Raw genomic sequence first — 23,423 nt, 5'->3', positions numbered from 1 at the left:
AAGCCCATCGTTACTAGAGGCATAATCGTCTAAAGCCCTGGAAGGACGAAATATCTTCCGTTTAACATAATCCTGTAAGGGATGAAATGAAATTTAGGGTGTCTCTCTACCTTTTTAATATAAATGGACCAAAGCTAGCTTAACAAGATACATGACTATTGCAGGAACACCGTAATATTTAATCACACTAAGCCTATTGAAACGGTGCATAAACCAAAGGACAATTACCGGCCTTATCAGCCCTAGGATGGTTCCTAAAAAAGCTATGAAAAACAAGATGTTTATGCCTGTAATGAGCGTTTCCATGACCTGAAAGCAAAAAAGGGACAACTTTACGCTGTCCCTTATTATATTTTTACAATTGTAATAATTTATTTTTTACGCTTAACTTCTTCCATTTTATACCCTTCGAAGGTATCTCCTTGCTGGATATCGTTGAAGCCTTTGATAGATACACCGCATTCGTAACCATATTTCACTTCGCTGACATCATCCTTAAATCGCTTCAAGGCACTGATTTCACCTTCATGAATCACTATACCATCTCTGATAATTCTGATTTTATTTTTACGGTTAATATACCCGTCTGTTACGTAACAACCGGCAACTGTACCCACTTTAGAGATTTTGAAAACTTCTCTAACCTCAATATTACCTGTGATGACTTCTTCAAATTCAGGCTCTAGCATACCTTCGATGGCATCCTTGATCTGGTTGATGGCGTCATAGATAATGGAGTAATGCCTGATTTCTATCTCTTCCTGTTCAGCAAGGCGTTTTGCATTGACCGAAGGTCTTACCTGGAAGCCGAGAATGATCGCATCTGAAGCGGAGGCCAGCAATACATCCGATTCTGAGATTTGGCCTACGCCATTGTGAATGATGTTTACATTTACCTCGTCTTTGGAAAGTTTCAGTAAGGAATCAGAAAGGGCTTCCACAGAACCATCCACATCACCTTTGATAATGATGTTAAGTTCCTTAAAGCTACCAATGGCCAATCTTCTACCGATTTCATCCAAAGTGATGTGTTTCTTGGTGCGCAAACTTTGCTCTCTTTGTATCTGCTCCCTTGAGTTGGCAATTTCCCTTGCTTCTCTTTCAGAATCATATACTTTGAACACATCGCCTGCCTGAGGAGCACCTCCTAAACCAAGTACTTGTACCGGTGTGGATGGCCCTGCTTCGTCTACTTTTTTACCCAGGTGGTCAAACATGGCTTTCACCCTACCGTAGTGTTGACCTGCCAAGATGGTGTCACCCACATTCAGGGTACCCGCTTGAACCATGATGGTGGATACATAACCTCTACCTTTATCAAGGGAGGCTTCCACCACGGTACCCACGGCATTTTTGTCCGGATTGGCTTTTAGTTCTAGTATTTCAGATTCTAGCAATACTTTTTCTAAAAGCTCATCAATACCGGCACCTGTTTTGGCAGAAATATCTTGAGATTGGTATTTACCACCCCAGTCTTCCACCAAGAGGTTCATATTGGCCAATTCTTCTTTAATCCTTTCCGGATTGGAGTTTGGCCTATCAATTTTATTGATAGCAAAGATCATGGGCACACCTGCAACTTGGGCATGATTGATGGCCTCTTTGGTCTGTGGCATGACATTGTCATCCGCAGCAATTACGATAATGGCAACATCGGTGATTTTTGCACCTCTGGCACGCATGGCTGTAAATGCTTCGTGACCCGGAGTATCCAAAAATGCAATTTTGTGTCCATCGGAAGTTTCCACATCATAGGCACCGATATGCTGGGTAATTCCACCTGCTTCACCATGGGTTACTTTTGCCCTTCGGATATAATCCAGTAGGGAAGTTTTACCATGATCTACGTGACCCATAATGGTCACAATCGGCGCTCTTTCTATAAGCGTATCTTCGTTTTCCTCTTCAATGACTTCCGTTTCTTCCTCGTCAGTTTTGGTAAACTCTACGTCATAATGAAATTCATCGGCGATGATGGTGATGGCTTCTGCATCCAACCTTTGGTTGATGGAGACAAACATGCCCAATCCCATACATACAGAGATTACTTCATTTACAGAAACATCCATTAAAGATGCCAGGTCATTGGCGGAAATAAATTCCGTTACCCGTAATATTTTGCTTTCCTCAGGGGTTTCGCTAACCTCCTTGGTCCTTTCAGATCTTTTGTCTCTTCTGTTTTTACCTCTACCTCCGGATTTACCACCTCCTTGCAGACGTGCAAGTGTTTGTTTGATTTGATCCTGGATTTCTTTTTGAGTAGGTTCCTCTTTTTGGAAACGAGGATTTTGACCTCTTCCTCCTGGACGTCCAACGCCCCCTCGGTTGTTTCCTTTTCTGGCACCGCCACCACCTTGTCCACCTGGACCTCTTCCGGCAGGTGTATTTCTCGCTCCGTCGCCACTCTTGGCAGGACGGTTGTCAATCCTTTTTCTAGGACGTTTCTTCTTCTCCTTGTTGCGCTCATCAGAAGAGGCAACCGGCTTGGATTTTTTCTTAGGCTTGTCTATGGGAAGTTCGATTTTCCCCAATACTGTCAAACCTTTAAGGGAATCTGCCTTTGCAGATATTACCTTGTCTTCAGTCTTTTCGATAGGTTTCTCCGGTTCTTTAGTAGTTGCTTTCTCTTCAGTAATAGGCTTCGATTGGGCAGTAGGCTCCTTGGGCGCTTCAGGTTTAGCTTCTGGCGCTTTTTTAGGAGGGGTGGCTTTCTCTTCTGCTTTTGGAGCAGGAGGAGTTTTCGCTACCGGCTTTTCGGGTTTTACTGGAGTAGGAGTAGGTTTAGGCGTAGTCGTTTCCGCTTTAGGCTCGGCTTTCTGAGGCTGTTCTTTTTCCTTTTTAGGTTCAGGTTTAACTTCAGGCTCCTTTTTGGCGGCAGGCTTAGGCTCGGGCTTTTTAGGCTCTTCCGCCACCGGCTTAGGAGGGTTAGGCTTGGCCTCTTCCTTCACTTCTGCAGGCTTTTGTTTGGATTTATTACTATCCAAATCAATTTTGCCCAGCACTTTTATTCCTTGAAGTTTAGGCGCTTCATTGGATATTTTATCAGTAGCTTTTTCCTCAGCTTTTTTCTCCTCGGCAGGAGGAGCTGCACTGGCCGGTTTGCTAGTGCTTACCGGTTTTTTCGGCTCCGGCTTTTTGATTTCTTTTTCAGGCTCAGATTCAGACTCCGCCTTGATGGTAAAGTTCTCATTGTGCCTTTTGCCTATAGATAGATGGGAGGCCTCTTCCTTTTCTTGAGCAGAAGACTTGAACTCTTTGGCAAGCATATTGTAATGTTCCGAACTTATTTTTGAGTTCGGATTGCTTTCTACCTCAAAGCCCTTCTTGGCCATAGACTCAACAATGGTGGAAACCCCCACATTGAGTTTTCTGGCTACTTGGCCTAATCGCATCATTTTTTCTTCTGACATACTAATACCTATTCCTGTATTTATAATAATGCAAATATAAAGGGGATAACGAATTATCTGTCGTTATTTGCTATTCAAATTCTTGTTTTAATATTTTAAATATATCGGCAATCGTTTCTTCCTCCAATTCTGTCCTCCTTAGAAGGTCCTCTTTGGTCAATGCCAATACACTTTTCGCAGTATCCAAACCTGTTTTCTTCAACTCCTCTAATACCCAACTTTCAATTTCGTCAGAAAATTCAGATAGATCAACATCTTCTTCATCTTCATAATCAGAAAGTTCTCTAAAGACATCTATCTCATAACCTACCAAACGACTGGCAAGCCTGATATTGAAGCCTCCTTTACCTATGGCTAGAGATACCTGATCAGGTTTCAAATATACCGAAATCCTTTTAGCTTCTTCATTCACTTGGAGTGAAGTTACCTTGGCAGGACTTAATGCTCTGGAAACATATAAATCAAGATTGTCTGTGTAATTGATAACATCTATGTTTTCATTCTGTAGTTCTCTTACCACAGCATGAATCCTGCTACCTTTCATACCCACACATGCTCCGACCGGATCTATCCGATCATCGTATGATTCTACAGCCACCTTGGCCCTGTCTCCCGGTTCTCTCACTATTTTTTTGATGGTAATCAAGCCATCGTATACTTCCGGTACTTCATTCTCAAATAACCTTTCCAAGAATATAGGAGATGTTCTTGAAAGTATAATTTTTGGATTACCATTGATCATTTCCACTTTGTGAACAATTGCCCGAACAGTATCTCCCTTTCTAAACCTGTCCTTTGGTATTTGCTCAGACTTGGGCATGATCAATTCATTGCCTTCACCATCCATAAGTAGTATTTCTCTACCCAATATTTGATAAACTTCTGCAGTGATGATCTCACTTACAAGCTCTTCATATTGCTGGAAAAGTAAATCCTTTTCTAAATCTTTAATCCTCTGGATAAGGGTCTGTCTGGCCATCATTACCGCCCGACGACCAAAATCTTCCAATTCTATTTTTTCATAGGTCTCTTCACCGATTTCAAAATCAGGCTCAATCTTTTTGGCTTCCGCCAAACTAATCTTATCATGATCCCAGATATCTTCAGAATTGTCGTCCACGATCTCTCTAATCCTTACGATCTCCAAATCACCTTTGTCCGCGTTGATGATCACATCAAAGTTTTCATCAGTTTCATACTTTTTACGAATCATCGCCCTAAATACATCCTCGAGAATGCGGATCATTGTTGGTCTGTCCACATTTTTTGATCTTGCAAACTCTGCAAATGATTCAATCAGAATTTTAGCATCCATTGTTTTTATTTGAAAGAGACTAATACAATTGATTTTTTAATTTGGTCGAAAGGTATGCTGATCGTTTCTTCAACAGCCTTTTTTCCTTTTTCTTTTTTCTTTACCAATAACTGAATTCCTGTCTGCTCCACTTCTGTAAGTTTTCCTTCCTTCTCCGGCCCTTCTTCAAGGCTAACCTTTAAGTTTCGGCCAATATTTTTTTGATATTGCCTCCTTGAACTTAAAGGAAAATCTACACCGGGAGAGGAAACCTCCATTACGTAAGCAGTGTCCATCAGTTCTTTGGCTTCTATTTCTTCACCTACGGCTCTACTTACCAATGCACAAGAATCAATATTAATGCCGTGATCAGCGTCAATTAATATTTGTAAAGATTTTTTATTACCCTTCTTCACTATTTGAACATCTACGACAAAATGACTGCTGTCAGGCAGGTGCTTTTCCACTATTTCTTCTATCGTTTGCCTCAAATCCATATCTTTTTACTTACTTGCTTTTGGTTTTTGTCCCAAAAATGATCAATAAATGAAAGAGGGGACTCTGTGTCCCCTCTGTTGTCATGAATTAACTCAGGTACAAATGTAATAAAATTATTTTCCTAAAAAAAGTATTGAAAGTTTGATAAATTTGCCCCATGCAATCAAAAAAGTTAAAAATATACAATACCCTCACCAGGGAGAAGGAAATTTTTGAACCCATTAATTCGCCAAATGTAGGCATGTATGTCTGTGGTCCCACCGTGTATGGAGATGCCCACCTGGGGCATGCCAGGGCTGCAGTTTCCTTCGATATCGTTTTTAGGTACCTTAGTTTTCTAAATTATAAAGTGCGCTACGTCCGCAATATCACCGATGTGGGCCACCTGGAAGCTGATGCCGATGAGGGAGAAGATAAAATTGCAAAAAAAGCAAAACTGGAACAACTAGAGCCCATGGAAGTTGCCCAGCAATATGCGGCTTCCTACCATAGAGATATGGAACTGCTCAATACTTTCAAGCCCAGCATCGAACCTCGTGCCACCGGACATATTCCGGAGCAAATCAAGCTTATCGAAGAAATCATTGAAAATGGCCTGGCATACGAAGTCAACGGAAGCGTGTATTTTGATGTGCTCAAATACAATGCGCAGGAAAAGCAGTATGGGGTATTGTCCGGTCGTGTGGTAGAAGAACTGATGAGTGGGAGTAGAGAGCTCGATGGGCAATCGGAAAAGAGAAATCCGGTGGACTTTGCCTTATGGAAAAAAGCTTCTCCCGAACACCTGATGCGCTGGGAATCCAAATGGAGCGTTGGCTTTCCGGGCTGGCACCTGGAATGTACGGCCATGAGTTCCAAATACCTGGGAGATCAGTTTGACATTCACGGGGGAGGCATGGACCTGATGTTTCCACACCATGAATGTGAAATTGCCCAAAGCAATGCAAGCCATCATACCGACCCGGCAAAGTACTGGATGCACAACAATATGATTACCATCAATGGACAGAAGATGGGGAAATCTTTAGGGAATTTCATTACCCTTCAGCAGTTGTTCAAAGGGGATCATGACAAATTGGAGCAGGCCTACAGCCCGATGACGGTAAGGTACTTTATCTTAACGGCCCATTACCGCTCCACTTTGGACTTCTCAAATGGTGCTTTACAGGCTGCGCAAAAAGGCTATAAAAAATTAATCAATGGACTGAGGATAGCCGGCCAATTGAAATATGAGGCCGATCCGGAAGTGCTGGTGGACGAAAAGCTTGTTTCACAAATCGAGAAAAGCATTGCGGCTGCCTTTGCGGCCATGAATGATGACTTTAACACGGCCCAGGCCATAGGCCATCTTTTCAACTTGCTGAAAAAAATCAATAGCCTCTATACCGGACAGTTAAAGGCTGCCCAGCTGGGGAAAGATGTGTATGATAAACTGATTCAAACTTTTAACGTATTTATTACAGAGATTTTAGGTTTGCTAGAGGAGAAAGGTGACAATCAGGAGGCTTTGTTAAAAGTGATCATCGACCTGTATAGCAAGGCCAAGACTGCCAGAGATTATCAAAAAGTGGATGAAATCAGGGCGGCATTAAAAGATATGGGTGTAATAATTAAAGACATGAAGCATAGTGTAGATTGGGCTTATGAAGAATAGTAAATTTGGGTTTATAATTGTAGGGTTGCTATGTCTGATGGCTGCCTGTGGTGACAAAACCAGCAGTGAAAAAAGATCAGAAGAAGTAATCAATTACCGGGCCAGCCCTGCGTTTAATGCCGATTCTGCCTATGCCTATATACAGCAGCAGGTGGATTTCGGTCCCAGGGTACCCAATACGGAAGCCCATAAAGCCACCGGAGACTGGCTCGTTCAGAAACTTGAAAGCTTTGGCTTGGCAGTTACCGAGCAGGCTTTTCAGGACAAGGCTTATGATGGGAAAGTACTTCAGCTGAGAAATATTATAGGGAGCTATAAACCTGAAGCTTCTAAAAGAATTTTGCTGGGCGCACACTGGGATACCAGGAGAATTGCAGACAAGGATACCGAAAACTTGGAGGAACCCATTGATGGAGCCAATGATGGGGCAAGTGGGGTAGGGCTTTTATTAGAAATCTCTCGGGTCTTGCATACAGATAGCCTGCAACCTGATGTAGGGATAGATTTTATATTCTTTGATGGGGAAGATGACGGGGAGCCGGAGCACAGAAATTTCCGTGACACGAGCCAAATTTGGTGGTGTTTGGGTTCTCAATATTGGTCCGAAACCCCACATGTGCAGGGCTATTCCGCCTATTATGGAATCTTGGTAGATATGGTGGGAGGCAAAAATGCCAGGTTTTATAAAGAAGGTTATTCTGTACAATTTGCCAAGAATATTGTGGACAAGGTATGGGGCTATGCCCACCATTTGGGTTTTGGGGATTTCTTTCCCATGCGCAATGCCGAGGCCATTACAGATGACCACCTCTTTGTCAATCAGAATGCCAATATTCCCATGATCAACATTATCGAATACAGTCCTGATTATGGCTTTGGTCTTTACCACCATACCCACCAGGACAATATGGAAATAATTGATAAAAAGACCCTTGCTGTAGTGGGGAAAACGGTATTGTTTACCCTCTTTCAAGAACAGTAAATTTTAGTTAACCTCACTTTTTTATGCGCTTACCAGAACTTATTGCCCAAACATTTGAAGAGAAATTTCAGTCAAAATCGATCATTGTTTGCTCTCCCGGCAGGATCAACCTTATCGGGGAGCATACAGATTACAATGAAGGCTTTGTCTTGCCTGCGGCCATTGACAAGTCCATCTACCTGGGCTTTGCCAAAAACAATACGCGTACATGTAGGATTTATTCCCTAGATTTTCAGGAAGAGCAGAGCTTTTTACTGGACAATTTGAAACCGGCCAAGGGCTGGGTGAACTTTGTGATGGGGGTGGCCAATGCCATTCAAAAGAATGGGGATGAGCTTGAAGGCTTTGACTGTGTTTTTGGCGGAGACATACCCATAGGGGCAGGTCTTTCTTCTTCTGCTGCGCTGGAAAACGGAGTAGGCTTTGGTCTGAATCAGTTGTTTGATTTAAAATTGGAAAGGCTTGAGTTGCTGAAATTTTCCCAACAGGCAGAGCATGAGTTTGTAGGGGTGAAATGTGGCATCATGGATATGTTTGCCTCCATGATGGGCAAAAAAGACCAGGTCATTCGTTTGGATTGCCGTTCTTTGGCCCATTCTTATTTCCCCTTGGAATTGGGAGAATACCAATTGATCTTATGCAATACAAAGGTAGCCCACTCCCTGGCAGAATCTGCCTATAACCAAAGGAGGGAGGAATGTAGTGAAGGCGTAAAGCTGGTCAAAAAGCAATTTCCGGAGGTAAATAGCCTTAGGGACATCAGCCTGCCGATGTTGGACAAGGTGAAAGGGGAAATGTCTGCGGTGGTATACAAGCGTTGTGCCTATGTGATTCGGGAAAATGAACGCCTGATAAAAACCTGTGAGGCCCTGGCCAAGCAGGATCTGGAGGCGGTCGGACAATTTCTCTATGGTTCGCATGATGGACTTTCCCTTGATTATGAAGTGAGTTGTCCAGAGCTTGATTTTTTGGTGGATTATACCCGGGAATTGCCCTATGTATTGGGAGCCAGAATGATGGGTGGTGGATTCGGAGGCTGTACCCTTAACCTGATCAAGAAAACCGACAAAAAAGCATTTATCGCCGCCATTTCAGCTGCCTATGCCGGCAAGTTCAATAGGCAAATGGAAAGCTATGAAGTGAACGTTGCGGATGGTACTGGGCTTATCAATTTATAGGTATTAGGTAAGCCAATGGGGTACTTCGGAACTGGGGTAGGGTACTTCAGAACCTACCCATTGGGGTTTATAACCTCAATTACCCACCTTAAAACAGGGGTGGGGTACCTAAAACTGACAAGCTTGAACCTTTTAACTCGAATTTTCCGGTTCAGAACTAATATTTTTCACCTCGAACCTGAAAAGTTCGACCAAAAACTGACAAAAAACAGGGTAAAAATCGGAAAATCGGACAAAATTTCAGGAAAAGTCTTTGGATAGGGTCAAATTTTCTAGGTTCAGAAGTGGGGAGGGGTACTTCGGAACCTACCCGTTGAAGTTTTTAACCTCAAAATTCCAGTTATGAAGTGGGTAATTGAACCTTTTAGCCGGAAAATTCCGCCTTTTTGGCCGTATTTTTTAGTGTTTAACCAAAGCATTTGACCAAAAACTGACAAGAGAGAAGGTTTAAGGTAAAGCATTACAGTAAAATGGTGGGTTATTTAGGGTTTTTTAATTAAAGTCTGATCCTATTACATAATCCTGATTTAACAAACGCTTAGAGAAAAATGCGTATTCAAACCTATCATTTTTCTAAAAACCCCTGTTTAAGAGTTCAAAGGGTTTTTTATTTAGTATTTATTCCTTAGTTTTAGTGTTAGTTGGAAGGCGAATAAAGTGCACTGTGCACTTTAGCCGTACGTTGGCGTGCATTAAAAAATGACCAAGATTAAACATGACATATGGAAAAGTGATGACGATTTGACTTCATTATGTTACTCAGGAGAACTTGGAGAAGAATCCAGAAGTATCTTGGAACCGAACTCAAAAATCATCCATTCTTTCTATGCTGACTCACATTTTGACGCAATGACAAAATACTATGAGTTCATGGATTGGGGAATTTACGAAACTGAATTCGAAATTGATAAGGAATCGTATGACTTACAAGAATTGAAGAAAAGGGCAAAAAACAGAATTGAAATTGATGAGATTTTATGGAACGATTGGGACCCAATAGGAATCAATGATTGTGCTCCAAGAGATGAATATCAAAGTTACGTTCCAAGAATTCTGAATATGGTAATGAACGGAAGTAAAAGTGAAGAAATATCGATTGAACTTTATCACATTGAAACGGAAATCATGGGGCTTCTTGGTGACAAAAAAAGGTGTGCAGAAATATCAAATAAAATAATAAAAACGACACGCCAACAACGGGTATAGTGCATGCCCTGCGGGACACGCACCATACCCAGAACGTTAGGCAACATTAACAAAAAGAGACATGAATGAAATAAACACAACCTTTTTAAAACTCTCGAAAAGAGCTGAAACCAAGGATAATGCCTATTTAGTAAATACTTTTGTTAATGTAGGACCACTTTTTACTATTCTTTCGAATAAAGATCATGAAATTCTTTATGGCCGCAGGGGTACTGGTAAAACACATGCCTTTGCATATTTGGGTGATTCGCTTAAAAAATCTGGGGATATAGTTATTAATGTTGACTTAAGAACAATTGGATCAAATGGTGGGATTTTTTCTGATAGTTCTTTACCAATAACGGAAAGAGCCACCAGATTATTAATTGATACATTATCATTTGTTATTGACGGCATTATTGAAGAAGTAATAAGTGATGAATCAGAAAAGTATGATCTTAGTATTATAAGTCCTTTAGCTGATCAACTATGGGATGCGGTTACTGAAATTAAGGTTGGAGATAATGTGGAAATTGAAATTGATGAAGTATCTACCAATTCTTCTACAAATGAAGAAAGTGCCAGGTTAAACGTTTCTTTAATAGATGCCTCGTTCGAGTTAGGTGGGAAAAATGAGAGGTCAAAATCCTTGGATACTTCTCAAAAAGTAAAACGGCAAGGTCGTGAACATCATAGAGTGAATTTTTCATCTGTCTTTAAAATTTTACAACGATTATGTCAAAAGCTAAATGTCCAAATCTGGATTCTTTTTGATGAATGGGCAGAAATACCTCAGGAACTTCAGCCATACCTTGCAGAATTGGTTAGGAGAACTATTTTACCTAATGGGATGATTACCGTAAAAATCGCAGCTATTGAGCAAAGGACGAATTTATCTCTTTTTGATTCAAAAAACACTAGAATAGGTATTGAGGAAGGTGCTGATATATCTACCAGCCAGAATCTAGATGAATATATGGTATTTGACAATGATGAAACCAAAGCATTAGAATTCTTTAAAGAGCTTCTTTTTCATCACTATTCAAGCATTAACGAATCAAGTTCTATCAAGAATCCAGATGATTTAGTGAACCAAGCTTTTACTCAGTTAAACACATTCCATGAATTCGTAAGAGCTACAGAGGGTGTTCCTAGGGATGCCATTAATATTTTGGGTATTGCAGCAACAAAGGCGGCCGACTCTAAAATCTCCATGGAAAATATTAGGACTGCGGCTAGGATATGGTTTTCTAGGGGTAAGGAAAAAGCAATTTCTACTAATGAAAATGCTTTTAATCTACTTCAATGGATAAGAGACAAAGTAATTGGAGAACGAAATGCCCGAGCATTTTTGCTGAGAACAAATCATAAGGATGCACTAATTGATTATTTATTTGATGCCAGGGTAATTCATTTAGTAAAAGATAACGTTTCCGGTAAAGATGAACCGGGAGTTCGGTATAATGTGTACAGTATAGATTACGGATGCTATGTGGATTTAATGAATACTAATAATGCACCAAAAGGTTTGTTTGAAGCGATAGAAGATGATTCGGAGAATTCAATATTTGTTGATGTACCTAAGAATGACTACCGAGCAATCAGAAGGGCGATTCTTGACCTTAATGAATTTTATGAAAACGTTGCCTAACAGCACATAAGAATACATGGGACGTTCGGTGGTTAACGCCAGGTTCGTTCTTCGAGGCTAAATTTGTCACGGTCGGACAGATAAGAGCTTCGAAAGCCCCATATTTTTAGCTGCAAAACGTTGTGATGCATTAGAACCAACCAATGAAAATAAAACAAACATTTAAGAATTTATCCAAAAGAACCAAAGATTTATTGAAATCAGGAGAAAATGAATTGGTTGATTATAAAAGGGATTTGAAAGGCTTAAAATCAGAAGATTTGGTTGCTTTTGCAAATTCTGAATCTGGTGGTGTAATACTTATTGGAGTTGATGAAATTACAAAAGAGAACGTTCAAGTTGGAGAGATTTTTGGTTGCCCTACATCTGACAAAGAAAGAATGATAATTATTTCGAAAGCCTTGGCTTGCATTCCACCAATATCTTTATCTATATTTATTGAAAACACTAATAACAAACCTATTTTCAGATTAGAAATCCCAAGTGCAATTCAAAAGCCACATTGTACAAGTGGTGGAACTTATAAAATAAGAAAAGATGGAAGAAATTCTGTTTTGACACCTGAAGATTTATTAGATATTTATTTAGAAAAAGAAGCTAAAAAGTTTAATAATAATTTTAAAAAAGCAACAAAACATTTGGTTGAAAATATCAACAATGTATCTTCTACAATAGATTATATGGAATCAACAATAAGTTCGAAAGTTGAAAATATTTCGAGCTCACTTGGTTGGACAGAAATGGAAGCTTCGGATACAAAAAGCACAGTAGAAACAGTAGAATCTTATGTCAGACAATTAATTGCTGAACAGAAAAACTCGAATATTAGAATCGAATCAATTATTAAGTACCACGAGATAAAAGACCCAGTTCGTTTAAGATATATGAGTGAAGTTGCAGAAAATCTCATCGGACAATTGGAAAAGAATGAACAATTATACGAACAAGCATTAAAAGGAGAAATATCTTTTGATGATACTTCAAAATGGAATTTGACAGATGACGAAAAAAAGTTGATTGTGGAAAAATCAGCGGAATATATCAAGGAAAAACGAAATCCAAAAGATGAAAAAGAATAACGCATCACAATAACTAAGCATTCTGATGGCTGGAACAGCCTAGTCTGAATGCAGTGTGTGTGCCCAGCATGGGCATCTGGTTTCGAAGACACCAAATTATTCCAGCCGGTGAAAACCTTTACCGATCTTGTCGGTTGCCTGTGCCTAGTTTTATCGGTATCCCTTATGTTTGGGAGTTAGTGTTTATTGTGAAAAGGCCTCTGTATCCAAAATTTTGCTATTTTTAAGAAAACTATTTTATGGCAAAGAGCTCTAATATCGAAGTAGATAAAAAGTCGATATCCATTATTGAGCAGAATAGTGAGGATTATATTTGCTTAACGGATATGGTACGAGGCGAAGGAGGGGAAGATCATATCAGAAATTGGATGCGGAATAGAAATACGGTTGAGTTTATTGGGCTTTGGGAAACCCTTCATCATCCAGATTTTAAACCTGTCGAATTCGACACCTTTAGAAAACAAGCAGGGCTCAACAGCTTTAACCTAACACCAAGAAAATGGGTTGAAGCAACCGACGCTATTGGGATTTTTTCAAAGGCAGGAAGATATGGTGGTACTTATGCCCACAAAGATATTGCCCCAGCCGGGGTAGAAGAAGATGCTGATTCTTAACTAAAATAATTTCTATTAATAGTATTGATAGGTGTAGCTTTTGGCACTAGGCTAAGACAAAAACTTCCTCAGACCAATAATTTTCATCTTTCCAGATTTAATTAGTTTCCTTTAATGAAACCTATTTTGTATATTTACCCATTAAGTATATGAAAGTACATTTAATAAAGAAACAATCAATTGAGGACTTTGTCTTGAAAAATGCCAGAAGCAAAGTATCTTTTGAGATTTGGTTGTCAATTTTAAAGCGAGTTGATTGGAATGAACCCAATGACCTTATTTCCACTTTTAATAGTGCAGATATACTTGGGAAAGGCTCTGAAAGAGTTGTGTTTAATATAGGTGGAAATAACTATAGATTGATTTGCAATTATCATTTTGGGAAAGAAAAAATTCACCTGTTTATTAAATGGATCGGAACTCATGCTGAGTATACTAAACTCTGTAAAGAAGGAAAACAATATAACATTAGTGTTTATTGATTGGGAATTTAAATGCCACTGAAATGGAGACTTTAAAATATAAAATTATAAAAAGTGTTGAGCAGTATAATGATTACTGTGATGTTCTTGAGAATTTAGTAGCGGAAGAGGATATTAATACATTAGATGAAATTGAGCTACTTACCTTATTAATTGAAAAATGGGACAAGGAAAATAATACATTTAATGACGCTGATCCTATTGTCCTTTTGAAGACATTAATGTCTGATCATAATTTAAAAGCACAAGATCTTGTCAATATCCTGGAACTTTCAAAAGGAACTGTATCTAAAATTTTAAATTATCAAAAGGGTTTATCAAAAAATACGATTAGAAAATTGTCTTGCTACTTTAAGGTCTCTCAGGAAGCCTTTAATCGACCATATAAATTGATTAGTGAGAAAAACAGAACTTTAGAAACGCCAGTCTTATGAGGAATAGAAAAAATACGACCTGCCAATAACTAAACATTCTGACAGCAGGATCCCTTCGACACCCTTCGGCAAGCTCAGGGACCGTGCTCAGGGACCAGTTTATTAAGTGAAAATTAGGATTATTTTGAAAGGAGGGGCGTAATAAATATAACGGACCATATTGACCCCCTAAAATAAAATAATTTGCAGCCATCTTTCCTTTGTCAAAGTTCAATTCTATATTAACATTTTGTACACGTAATTTTGGCTAAAGCCGGACGCTGTATTGCATCTTTATAAATGGGCTAAAGCCCATTTCTACTGAGTAGGTGTTTTTAAGAATATGGCTTGGTTTCAAACCGAAGAAGTCTGAAGGACTTCAATAACAATAGCCACGGGTGGACAACCCGTGGATAAAGAAGGATCCATTAAATTTGCAACCCTGAGAAGGGTTGAACAGGAGCCTTAGAGCTGGAATAGCCTTTAAGATAGAGAGCTGTTTTTTGTCTTGAATAGAATTAGGATATTATTCCTTACCTGTTAGTTTGTTGATTATCTGCTTCTTATTATCTTTATAGGTATTAATAAAGTAGCCTATCAGGGGCTACTCTACTTGGGTATTGAAAAAACTTGTTTTGTACGGGGATTTGCCGTACATTTGAAAAAATATAATACGTCATGGAAGCAGAGATAAGTAAAGACGAACGGATCGAGTTAAGAGTGACCTCTACGGACAAAAGAATATTCAGAAGAGCACAAAAACTAAGCGGAGACAAATCATTCAGCAGCTTTATTGTTAGAGTAGTTAAGCAAAAAGCTGAAGAAATCGTGGCAAAAAATGACAGAATTATTGCTACAGAAAAAGATCGTAAAGTATTCTTTGATGCCGTATTCGGAAATTCAAAACCTAATCAAAACTTGGTTGAGGCCGCAAAAAGATACAAATCAAAAAAAGGCTGAAGTTGGACATATCTATATTAGACAAGACCCATTACCGAAAGGCATTTGAATGTGAAGAGCAACAACTAACCAATTATATCCAAAAACAAGTTAGTCAGGATGTAAAGAAAAAGCTTGCAATTTGCTTCGTTGCAATAGCCAATGACAATAATGTAATTGGCTATTACACCTTATCGAGCGAAAGTATTGGGAGAGAGCAGATTCCTGATAAGTATATCAAAAAAGTTCCTCAAAATTACAATGCTCCAGTCATTTTACTCGGACGACTAGCAAGAGACATAACTGCAAAAGGAACAGGATTAGGAGAGCATTTACTTTTAGATGCATTATTTAGAGCATTTACATTATCCGAAGAAAGCATCGGGGCTATGGCTGTTGTCGTAGACCCAATTAATAAATTTGCGGTCAAGTTTTATAAAAAATATGGTTTTGAACAACTGCCAGATAGTGAGAAAATGTTTCTTCCAATGAGCACTATAAAACAAATAATATAAAATACTGCCGCCAATAACTAAGCATTCTGACGGCTGAAATAGCCTAGTCTGAATACAGTGTGTACGCCTTGAATGGTGAATATAGGCCAAAAGGTTATCCGATACTATGGGTTAAAGTCCCTTAAGCGTAAGAAAGCTTCCCTTAGGCAAAGTTCAATTTCCTATTAATCCTTTTGTTAGCTAAATTTTGACTAAAGCCGGAGGCTGTATTGCATCTTTAAAAATGGGCTAAAGCCCATTTCTACTGAGTAGGTGTTTTTAAGAATATGGCTTGGTTTCAAACCGAAGAAGTCTGAAGGGCTTCAATAACAATAGCCACGGGTGGACAACCCGTGGATAAAGAAGGATCCATTAAATTTGCAACCCTGAGAAGGGTTGAACAAAGGCTTTTATAATTTATAAAGCTAATTTTGGTCTTGAATTAGGGTCTAAAGCTTTTATTCATTACCTGTCAGTAGCTGCAAGTTTACTTCTTATTATCTTTATAGGTATTAATGTACCCTTTTAGGCTTTACTCTATGGCTTCACAGCTGAAAAGAATCAAATTCATATAAATCATGTTGTATCTTGGATTCTATTGATGTATTTTTAAATTAATACTTTTGTGATATGAGAAATACGGTAGATATTAATGCTAATATCCTTACTTGGGCCATTGACCGAGCTGGGTATGATTTGCTTGAATTTACCGAGAAGATGCCAAAAGTAACTGAGTGGCTTAGTGGTGAAAAAAAACCAACGGTAAAGCAACTTGAGCAGTTTTCTAAAAAAGTTCACTTACCTTTTGGATATTTATTTTTACCGGAACCTCCTAAAGAAAAGCTACCTATCCCATTCTTTAGAACAAATGGAAAGCAAGCGGAGAAGGTTAGCGTAAATGTATATGACACCATTTTGCTATTACAGCAACGACAAAACTGGTTAAAAGAATATTTGGATGATAATGGTTATGAACCGTTAGATTTTGTTGGTAAATTCAAAGGGAGTAATGATATTCCAGCTATAGTTAATAGTATTCGAATTACTTTAGGGTTAACAGAAGACTGGGCTAGACATTTTAAGACCTGGCAGGAATCTCTTAATCACTTAGTTAAATCTATTGAGGACAAAGGAATTATCACCGTATTTAATGGTGTTGTTGAGAATAATACATCTAGAACACTTGAAGTAGATGAATGTAGAGGTTTTGTTCTTGTTGATGATCTAGCACCTTTCATGTTTATTAATAATTCCGATGGTAAAGCAGCACAGCTATTTACAATTGTTCATGAACTTGCACATATTTGGACTGGACATAGTGCTGGTTTTGACTTTCGTAAGCTTCAACCTGCAAATGAACCTATAGAAGTTCTTTGTGACAAAGTTGCTGCTGAATTTTTAGTTCCGGAAAAAACCTTTGAAGAAATATGGACTAAAAATCCTAGTATCAAATTTTGTTCTCGTTTTTTTAAAGTTAGCGAAATTGTTATTGCCAGGAGAGCGCTCGATACAAGAAAAATTTCTAAGGAACAGTTTTTTTCTTTTTATGAAGAGTATAAGAATAGAGAGTTCAGTAAAAAACAAAATCAAGGGACTGGGGGTGATTTCTACGCTACTGCTAGAAAACGTATAAGTTTGACATTTGCTTCCCATGTAAACAATGCTGTAAAAACTGGTCAACTACTTTATCGTGATGCTTACAAATTAACGAGCATGAAAGGAGACACTTTCGATAAGTTTTTTGCCAAAACCATATAATTCGAATGAAAGCATATGTGGTAGATAGCAATTTTTTCATCCAAGCGCACAGAGCTACTTATCCCCTTGATGTGGCGAAAAGTTTTTGGTTGAAGGTTAATGAATTAGCTCAATCTGGCACAATTATAAGTATTGACAAAGTTAAACAGGAGCTTTTCAACAAGAATGATAACTTGGAAGATTGGTGTAAAGGTAATTTACCTGATGGCTTTTTTAAAGATTCTTCGACTGCGTTGAGTGAGTATAGTAAAATATCTGCTTGGGCGATATCAAAAAGTGACCATTATCTCCCAAACGCTATTAACGAATTTCTAGATGTATATGAAGCAGATGCATTTTTAGTAGCTTACGTTCTTGAAGATGTTCAGAGCAGGGTCTTGGTTACCCATGAAGTGAGTGACCCGAATCGTAAAAACAAAATCAAAATGCCAGAGCCCTGTAAGCATTTTGGTGTGTCATATAGGAACACAATTGAAATGTTTAGAGAATTGGGTATAACATTCTAAAATACAGAAATACTACAAATGCTTAAGAGGAATATGTAAACAAACCGTTCAGAAGGTCAATTCACAACAGAAACTTAATCATTTCATTGGCGTCACCAAAATGATAGAGATAGGTAAAGGTGGACAAAGAGAAGTTCAAGATGTGGCCTTGACAAGATACTCCTGCTATCTTGTTGGTCAATATGGAGATTCTTCTAAGTTTCAATATTAGTTCCCTACAATAATAACTAAGAATTTTAACGCCTAGAACATTCTTCTTCGACAGGCTCAGAGGCCAGATCATCGTATAGGGTATGGTTTGCTAAAGGGAATAATTTTTATTTTGCAAAACGGAGCATATTGACCCCCTAAAATACAATAATTGCAGTCATCTTCCCTTTGCCAAAGTTCTATTCAATATTAAACCTTTTGTTACCCAAATTTTGGCTAAAGCCGGAGGCGGTGGTTTCGTTTTTAAAATGGGCTAAAGCCCATTCCTATTGAGTAGCTATTTTTACAAATGGGGCTTGGTGTTTTCAAACCGAAAAATCCCCTTCAAATCTGCAAGCCCGGAAGGGTTGAATAGGAGTCTTGGAGCTGGAATTGGTAATTTTTTTCAGTATTATCCTGGCCCCTTCCAATTCCACAACATCCTCCAACAAGCTCAGGGTCCGATTTTTAGCAACCAGGTCAAAGTCTTGAGAATTTAGGTTCCGTAAAGGGTTTTATCCTGTATAAAGGCCTATGTTGACCCATTTAGAAAAAAGGGTTACTGCTTGCTTGCCTTGGTTAAATTTCAATCTATTTGATCAGCTAATTGTTGATTTAAACTTTTGACCAAAAAAAAATGAAAACCAGTAAATCCAATCCAAATCTTTTATTCGTAGGTAGTTGATGAATACGCACTATTCTTTAACTAAACTAAATTTAAGATGAAAAAATCTAACCTATTGAAAGCCTTTCTTGGCTTTTCTTTGCTCGCTTTTGCTTCATGTGAAGATGACGACATGATGGATATTGATATGCATGGGGCAACTTTGTTTGTTACCAGCAACGCCAGCGGTGATATCAATACTTATGAATTTAAAGATGATGGAGGGGTGGAAATGAATATGTTTACCACGCTTTCCACGGGAAATGAGGGCATTCATTATGATGATGCCAGTGATGAACTTATTGTGGCTTCTAGGAGCGCTCTTCAAGTAAATGTATACGCTGATGTTTCCAGTGTTTTGATGAATCCCTCCCTTTCATTAGACCTGGGTGGTTCCGGTGCTGCGGACTTAATGAATCCACGAGCCATGGCTGTAAACGGAAATACAGTAGTCATTGCAGACAATCAACAAAACCAGTTTTTTGTATATACCAGATCAGGTAATAGCCTGATGTTAAAGAATACTTTTGATATTGATTTTGCAGTCTGGGGCGTTGAATTTATAGGGGATGACTTATTTGCCGTTGTAGATAAAACTTCTGATTTGGCGGTGTTTAATAATTTTTCATCAAACAGTACCGATGGCATGCTTCAAGCCTCAAAAATGGTTACCATTGAGGGAATCGTACGGACACACGGATTGGCCTATGATATGATGAATGACATGATGGTGATGACGGATATTGGCGATGCTGCAAATACAGAAGATGATGGAGGATTTCATCTAATTGAAGATTTCAGCAGCACCTTCAACAATACCTCGGATGGAGGAACTATCGGGATGTCTGCACAGACCCGAGTGGCAGGTCCTGCCACCATGATGGGTAACCCCATTGATGTGGCTTATGATACCAATTCCGGAACGGTTTATATTGCCGAGATTGGAAATGGTGGAGGTCGTGTACTTGGATTTTCCAATTATGGAAACGGAGGAAATGTATCTCCTTCTTGGAATGTTTCCCTCAGCGGTGCCAGTTCCTTGTACCTGTCTAATGATTAATTTGTCGTTTTATGGGAATGTTAATGAGTTGTTCTAAGCAGACTATTCAGGCATTAGTAGCGATGAAAATTATGCTTTGTCCAAAGTTGGGCTTGTGAGGACTTCAAGGAGAAGAAGGACATTTTTAAATGTCCTTCTTTTTTTGGCGGATATACTATTTCATTTTGCTTAACTTTAATGGGGAAAAGCCACCTACAACTGATTAATTCAATAAGAAAATTGAGACATGAATAATTCCAACCTTTCATAAACCTTTTAAATCATTGGAATTAGGGTCAGCTTAAAATTAGCTAGTGTTGGTTGGGCATAAGCATTGGGGAAGCCTACAATAGTTCACCATTTATATCTAAATTTATGGGGATAAAGTTTATAAAATAAATTGGACATGGAATACCATATCAAAGCTTCTTCACAATCAAACCAAGATGCAGTTATTCATATTAAGGCATCAAATATAGCCTTTGGTACTACTTCAAATTCTGTTGAAACTTTGCCCAATCCGGCTGAATTATTTTTGGGTTCTTTTGCCTCCTGTGCTTTAAAAAATGTTGAGCGCTTTTCTGGTATTTTGAAGTTTGATTATACCCATGCTACCATTGAAGTCCACGCAACCCGCCTCGAGAATCCCCCAAGGATGGATAATATCAATTACCATTTGACCGTCCACAGTAGTGATGAAAACCTTAACCCTGACTTACTCAAAAAAAGCATTGAAAAGTTTGGTACCATTTACAATACAGTAAAAATGGTTTGTTCCATTTCAGGAACGGTTAGTAAAGTTTAAGCTGAATGGTGCAATATCGTTTTTACCACCTCCCGCAAACCTAAACTTTTTGATGGCTTAGGATGGCCATTATATTTCTGCGCAGCTTGTTAATATTTGGAAACAATGCCTATATTAAAATTCCCCATAGGCCCGTAACCTCCTTCAAAAAAGAAGCCTACATTTTTGAGGGGGTAAAAACCAATCCCGCTCAATAATCCTGCAGAATAATTGAGGTCCTCATCTGTTCGATAAAACATGTAGTTAATTTGATCTTCAGGCAAATGACCACTAGACCTGTCAAACTTATCCTTTACGGAGTTTAATGTTACACTTGCATAATACCTCACATACACGTCCCATTTCTCCGGCTTAAGATTAAGTTGTAATTGATCACTCAAGAATGAGGAAATATGTACCGTAGCTCTTATTCCTAAAGGAATAAAATTTTGATCATAGTTTAAACTTTTACTGTTTGAATCAAATACTGATAAAAAAGAATATTGCCTCTTCTGATACCCAACAAATACTCCGGTACTTATAAATTTACCAAGACCATAATCAAAAAACATTTCCGTATAAAGGCTATTTTTGCCTTGTAAATACTTTGTGTTATTTAGGGCAGTCCCTATTCCAATTGATTTCCTCCCTTTTATGGAAAAACTTTTATCATTCTGTTGGGCAGATACAGTTACTCCGGTAACTATAAAAATGGCTGCTGCTAATGCTACTTTTTTCATAACCAATAGTTTAATTTGAGCATCTTTACCAAAAAAAGCTAAATGATGTCGGGCAATATTTGCCTTGAACTAATTTTAAAATTATTTAAAAATAAAATTAGTTCAAAATAATATGAAGGCTTTTAAAATTGAGCTTTAGCCCATTAGAAAATAATTTTACTGCGGGGCACAACCAGCATTCAATCTCTTCTTGGGATCAGGAGGGCAGGTAGAAACCAAGGATTTTACATCGTGTTTTTCTCAAAAGCTTCTTTTTATCACCTTGAATTGTGCTTTAATAAAAAACCCGGCTTTCCTATTGGGGTTTGATGGATGATTTTTAGCTCAAAAATCGTATATTATCGAATCTTTTTTTAAAATAACCAAATCCAAATCTAATGAGAAGAATTGTATTATTTGCTGCATTGTTCCTGATTCTTTTTCAGGTAAAAGCAGAATTAAAATTGCCTAAGGTTTTTGCAGACCATATGGTACTTCAGCGCGGTCAGGAAATACCTGTTTGGGGAGAAGCTGATCCCAGACAATGGGTGAATGTGACCTTTCAGGGAAAAAAATACAGAGTAAAAGCTGACAAGGAAGGTAAGTGGATGCTGAAGATGGATGCTTTTCCCAAAGGTGGCCCTTATATCCTATCCATCAATACCAAAAAAGAATCCAAGGTATTGGAAAACGTAATGATGGGAGATGTGTGGCTTCTGGGTGGTCAATCCAATATGGAGTGGGCCTTGAAAAGGACAAATAATGGAGAAGACAGTATCAAGACTGCCAACCACCCCAATATCCGTCTTTTTGAAGTAGGTAGAAACCTTAGCTTGGAAGAGATTGAGGAAGTGCCGGAAGCCAAGTGGTCCATTTGTTCTCCGGAAACAGTGGCCAATTTCTCTGCCATCGGTTATTACTTTGCCAGAAGAATTGAAACAGATATGGATGTGGCTGTAGGCCTACTGGATATCAACTGGGGAGGTACACTTTCTGAAGCCTGGACCAGTGCAGATGCTTTATTGACCCATCCGGATTTCAAGGAGAGAGTAGCAAAAAACCAAATGGAGGGACCAAAGGATTTCTCAGATCCTGATTTGAAAAAGCCCAATAGCTGGCCAACCAGTTTATTTTATGGCATGTTAGAACCTGTGATTCCTTTTGCGATTAAAGGGGCACTTTGGTATCAAGGTGAATCCAATGCATCAAGGGCTTACCAGTACAGGGAGATTTTTCCTTTAATGATTGAAGACTGGAGAGCGCAATGGGGACAGGGAGACTTCCCTTTTCTTTGGGTGCAATTGGCCAATTTCAGGCAGCCAAAAGCTGAGCCGGTGGATAGTGACTGGGCTGAGTTAAGGGAGGCGCAGACCATGACCTTGTCTCTACCAAATACTGCGCAGGCCGTAATTATAGACAAAGGAGAAGCGGATGACATTCACCCAAGAGACAAATGGACAGTGGCGGAGCGCCTGGCCAAAGGAGCTAAGAAAATTGCCTACGGCATGGATGTGGTCTATAGTGGACCTACGTTTAAATCTATGGAAATTCAGGGAAATCAGATCCGCATTAGCTTCGACCATATTGGATCGGGTTTAGTGGTCAATGACAAATATGGCTATGTGAAAGGTTTTGCTGTTGCAGGTGCAGACAAGGAATTTCACTGGGTTACTGGAAAACAGGATGGCGATCAAATTGTCTTGGAGACAGGAGACATCAAAAACCCTGTTGCTGTAAGGTATGGCTGGGCAGACAATCCTGATGACGTAAATGTATACAATAAAGAAGGGCTTCCAGCCAATCCTTTCAGAACGGATGATTGGGAAGGAATCACTTATGGAAAAAGGTAAGCTTATCCAATAAAGAAATTATTTACCTCCGGATAAATTGC

20 protein-coding genes are annotated in these 23,423 nt (G+C 38.9%); 16 read left to right on the top strand and 4 right to left on the bottom strand.

The annotated features are described in order from the left end of the window. Positions 1-371: 371 nt before the first annotated feature. From infB to ACYVHJ_RS16595, 3 genes are all read right to left on the bottom strand, one after another. Positions 372-3,410: a translation initiation factor IF-2 gene (gene infB, locus ACYVHJ_RS16605; RefSeq protein WP_460516856.1), complete on the bottom strand. Its 3,039-nt coding sequence runs from the start codon at positions 3,408-3,410 to the stop codon at positions 372-374. 70 nt (positions 3,411-3,480) lie between these two features. Then, entirely contained in the window at positions 3,481-4,725 is a 1,245-nt protein-coding gene (gene nusA / locus ACYVHJ_RS16600) for a transcription termination factor NusA (protein WP_014019985.1), read from the bottom strand. A gap of 5 nt (positions 4,726-4,730) precedes the next feature. Beyond that, positions 4,731-5,201, bottom strand: a complete 471-nt coding sequence (locus tag ACYVHJ_RS16595) for a ribosome maturation factor RimP (RefSeq protein ID WP_339902716.1) — start codon at positions 5,199-5,201, stop codon at positions 4,731-4,733. A 158-nt stretch (positions 5,202-5,359) separates the two neighbouring features. Here ACYVHJ_RS16595 and cysS point away from each other — a divergent pair, with 158 nt between their 5' ends. From cysS to ACYVHJ_RS16520, 15 genes are all read left to right on the top strand, one after another. Then, positions 5,360-6,856 (top strand): cysteine--tRNA ligase, encoded by a 1,497-nt coding sequence (gene cysS, locus ACYVHJ_RS16590; protein WP_460516851.1) that lies wholly within the window; start codon positions 5,360-5,362, stop codon positions 6,854-6,856. Beyond that, positions 6,846-7,838 (top strand): M28 family peptidase, encoded by a 993-nt coding sequence (locus tag ACYVHJ_RS16585; protein WP_460516848.1) that lies wholly within the window; start codon positions 6,846-6,848, stop codon positions 7,836-7,838. The genes cysS and ACYVHJ_RS16585 overlap by 11 nt, the downstream gene beginning before the upstream one ends. Before the next feature lie 23 nt (positions 7,839-7,861). Next, positions 7,862-9,016, top strand: a complete 1,155-nt coding sequence (galK, locus tag ACYVHJ_RS16580) for a galactokinase (RefSeq protein WP_460516845.1) — start codon at positions 7,862-7,864, stop codon at positions 9,014-9,016. Positions 9,017-9,715: 699 nt separating this feature from the next. Continuing rightward, positions 9,716-10,222 carry a hypothetical protein gene (locus ACYVHJ_RS16575; RefSeq protein WP_460516842.1) on the top strand — a complete coding sequence of 169 codons (507 nt, stop codon included), beginning with the start codon at positions 9,716-9,718 and terminating at the stop codon, positions 10,220-10,222. A gap of 61 nt (positions 10,223-10,283) precedes the next feature. After that, the gene (locus ACYVHJ_RS16570; RefSeq protein WP_460516839.1) at positions 10,284-11,852 is read left to right on the top strand and encodes a hypothetical protein; all 1,569 of its coding nucleotides are present in this window, start codon (positions 10,284-10,286) and stop codon (positions 11,850-11,852) included. Between the two features lie 143 nt (positions 11,853-11,995). Then, the gene (locus tag ACYVHJ_RS16565) at positions 11,996-12,931 is read left to right on the top strand and encodes an AlbA family DNA-binding domain-containing protein (protein ID WP_460516836.1); all 936 of its coding nucleotides are present in this window, start codon (positions 11,996-11,998) and stop codon (positions 12,929-12,931) included. Between the two features lie 239 nt (positions 12,932-13,170). Continuing rightward, positions 13,171-13,545 carry a KilA-N domain-containing protein gene (locus tag ACYVHJ_RS16560; RefSeq protein WP_460516833.1) on the top strand — a complete coding sequence of 125 codons (375 nt, stop codon included), beginning with the start codon at positions 13,171-13,173 and terminating at the stop codon, positions 13,543-13,545. A 149-nt stretch (positions 13,546-13,694) separates the two neighbouring features. Further along, on the top strand, positions 13,695-14,027 hold the full coding sequence (locus ACYVHJ_RS16555) for a type II toxin-antitoxin system HigB family toxin (RefSeq protein ID WP_460516830.1): 333 nt from the start codon (positions 13,695-13,697) through the stop codon (positions 14,025-14,027). Positions 14,028-14,050: 23 nt separating this feature from the next. Next, positions 14,051-14,461 (top strand): helix-turn-helix domain-containing protein, encoded by a 411-nt coding sequence (locus ACYVHJ_RS16550; protein ID WP_460516827.1) that lies wholly within the window; start codon positions 14,051-14,053, stop codon positions 14,459-14,461. A 657-nt stretch (positions 14,462-15,118) separates the two neighbouring features. After that, on the top strand, positions 15,119-15,400 hold the full coding sequence (locus ACYVHJ_RS16545) for a type II toxin-antitoxin system TacA family antitoxin (protein ID WP_339905539.1): 282 nt from the start codon (positions 15,119-15,121) through the stop codon (positions 15,398-15,400). A 2-nt stretch (positions 15,401-15,402) separates the two neighbouring features. Continuing rightward, the gene (locus ACYVHJ_RS16540; RefSeq protein WP_339905538.1) at positions 15,403-15,894 is read left to right on the top strand and encodes a GNAT family N-acetyltransferase; all 492 of its coding nucleotides are present in this window, start codon (positions 15,403-15,405) and stop codon (positions 15,892-15,894) included. 609 nt (positions 15,895-16,503) lie between these two features. Further along, complete coding sequence (locus ACYVHJ_RS16535; protein ID WP_339905537.1) at positions 16,504-17,631, top strand: ImmA/IrrE family metallo-endopeptidase; 1,128 nt, start codon at positions 16,504-16,506, stop codon at positions 17,629-17,631. 5 nt (positions 17,632-17,636) lie between these two features. Then, positions 17,637-18,137: a DUF4411 family protein gene (locus ACYVHJ_RS16530; RefSeq protein WP_460516820.1), complete on the top strand. Its 501-nt coding sequence runs from the start codon at positions 17,637-17,639 to the stop codon at positions 18,135-18,137. Positions 18,138-19,048: 911 nt separating this feature from the next. Further along, a complete protein-coding gene (locus tag ACYVHJ_RS16525; RefSeq protein WP_460516817.1) occupies positions 19,049-20,050 on the top strand; it encodes a hypothetical protein in 1,002 nt (333 codons plus the stop codon). 385 nt (positions 20,051-20,435) lie between these two features. Beyond that, complete coding sequence (locus ACYVHJ_RS16520) at positions 20,436-20,834, top strand: OsmC family protein (RefSeq protein WP_460516814.1); 399 nt, start codon at positions 20,436-20,438, stop codon at positions 20,832-20,834. 89 nt (positions 20,835-20,923) lie between these two features. On the opposite strand, the gene ACYVHJ_RS16515 is transcribed toward ACYVHJ_RS16520, so the two are convergent. Next, the gene (locus ACYVHJ_RS16515; protein WP_460516811.1) at positions 20,924-21,553 is read right to left on the bottom strand and encodes a hypothetical protein; all 630 of its coding nucleotides are present in this window, start codon (positions 21,551-21,553) and stop codon (positions 20,924-20,926) included. Between the two features lie 377 nt (positions 21,554-21,930). On the opposite strand from ACYVHJ_RS16515, the gene ACYVHJ_RS16510 reads away from it, so the two are divergent. Continuing rightward, the gene (locus ACYVHJ_RS16510) at positions 21,931-23,382 is read left to right on the top strand and encodes a sialate O-acetylesterase (RefSeq protein WP_339901988.1); all 1,452 of its coding nucleotides are present in this window, start codon (positions 21,931-21,933) and stop codon (positions 23,380-23,382) included. The last annotated feature ends 41 nt before the right edge of the window (positions 23,383-23,423 follow it).

This window comes from Cyclobacterium sediminis (assembly GCF_054781075.1).
The sequence above is the reverse complement of the archived record's forward strand: the minus strand, read 5'-3'. Positions and strand labels throughout refer to the sequence as shown.

What these genes read in the sequence shown, in the direction of transcription:
- galK (WP_460516845.1), top strand. Translation starts at nt 7,862, where the DNA reads ATGCGCTTACCAGAACTTATTGCCCAAACATTTGAAGAGAAATTTCAG.
- ACYVHJ_RS16520 (WP_460516814.1), top strand. Translation starts at nt 20,436, where the DNA reads ATGGAATACCATATCAAAGCTTCTTCACAATCAAACCAAGATGCAGTT.
- ACYVHJ_RS16535 (WP_339905537.1), top strand. Translation starts at nt 16,504, where the DNA reads ATGAGAAATACGGTAGATATTAATGCTAATATCCTTACTTGGGCCATT.
- ACYVHJ_RS16550 (WP_460516827.1), top strand. Translation starts at nt 14,051, where the DNA reads ATGGAGACTTTAAAATATAAAATTATAAAAAGTGTTGAGCAGTATAAT.
- ACYVHJ_RS16585 (WP_460516848.1), top strand. Translation starts at nt 6,846, where the DNA reads ATGAAGAATAGTAAATTTGGGTTTATAATTGTAGGGTTGCTATGTCTG.
- ACYVHJ_RS16575 (WP_460516842.1), top strand. Translation starts at nt 9,716, where the DNA reads ATGACCAAGATTAAACATGACATATGGAAAAGTGATGACGATTTGACT.
- ACYVHJ_RS16565 (WP_460516836.1), top strand. Translation starts at nt 11,996, where the DNA reads ATGAAAATAAAACAAACATTTAAGAATTTATCCAAAAGAACCAAAGAT.
- ACYVHJ_RS16570 (WP_460516839.1), top strand. Translation starts at nt 10,284, where the DNA reads ATGAATGAAATAAACACAACCTTTTTAAAACTCTCGAAAAGAGCTGAA.
- ACYVHJ_RS16525 (WP_460516817.1), top strand. Translation starts at nt 19,049, where the DNA reads ATGAAAAAATCTAACCTATTGAAAGCCTTTCTTGGCTTTTCTTTGCTC.
- ACYVHJ_RS16560 (WP_460516833.1), top strand. Translation starts at nt 13,171, where the DNA reads ATGGCAAAGAGCTCTAATATCGAAGTAGATAAAAAGTCGATATCCATT.
- infB (WP_460516856.1), bottom strand. Translation starts at nt 3,410, where the DNA reads ATGTCAGAAGAAAAAATGATGCGATTAGGCCAAGTAGCCAGAAAACTC.
- nusA (WP_014019985.1), bottom strand. Translation starts at nt 4,725, where the DNA reads ATGGATGCTAAAATTCTGATTGAATCATTTGCAGAGTTTGCAAGATCA.
- ACYVHJ_RS16510 (WP_339901988.1), top strand. Translation starts at nt 21,931, where the DNA reads ATGAGAAGAATTGTATTATTTGCTGCATTGTTCCTGATTCTTTTTCAG.
- ACYVHJ_RS16595 (WP_339902716.1), bottom strand. Translation starts at nt 5,201, where the DNA reads ATGGATTTGAGGCAAACGATAGAAGAAATAGTGGAAAAGCACCTGCCT.
- ACYVHJ_RS16555 (WP_460516830.1), top strand. Translation starts at nt 13,695, where the DNA reads ATGAAAGTACATTTAATAAAGAAACAATCAATTGAGGACTTTGTCTTG.
- ACYVHJ_RS16515 (WP_460516811.1), bottom strand. Translation starts at nt 21,553, where the DNA reads ATGAAAAAAGTAGCATTAGCAGCAGCCATTTTTATAGTTACCGGAGTA.
- cysS (WP_460516851.1), top strand. Translation starts at nt 5,360, where the DNA reads ATGCAATCAAAAAAGTTAAAAATATACAATACCCTCACCAGGGAGAAG.
- ACYVHJ_RS16530 (WP_460516820.1), top strand. Translation starts at nt 17,637, where the DNA reads ATGAAAGCATATGTGGTAGATAGCAATTTTTTCATCCAAGCGCACAGA.
- ACYVHJ_RS16545 (WP_339905539.1), top strand. Translation starts at nt 15,119, where the DNA reads ATGGAAGCAGAGATAAGTAAAGACGAACGGATCGAGTTAAGAGTGACC.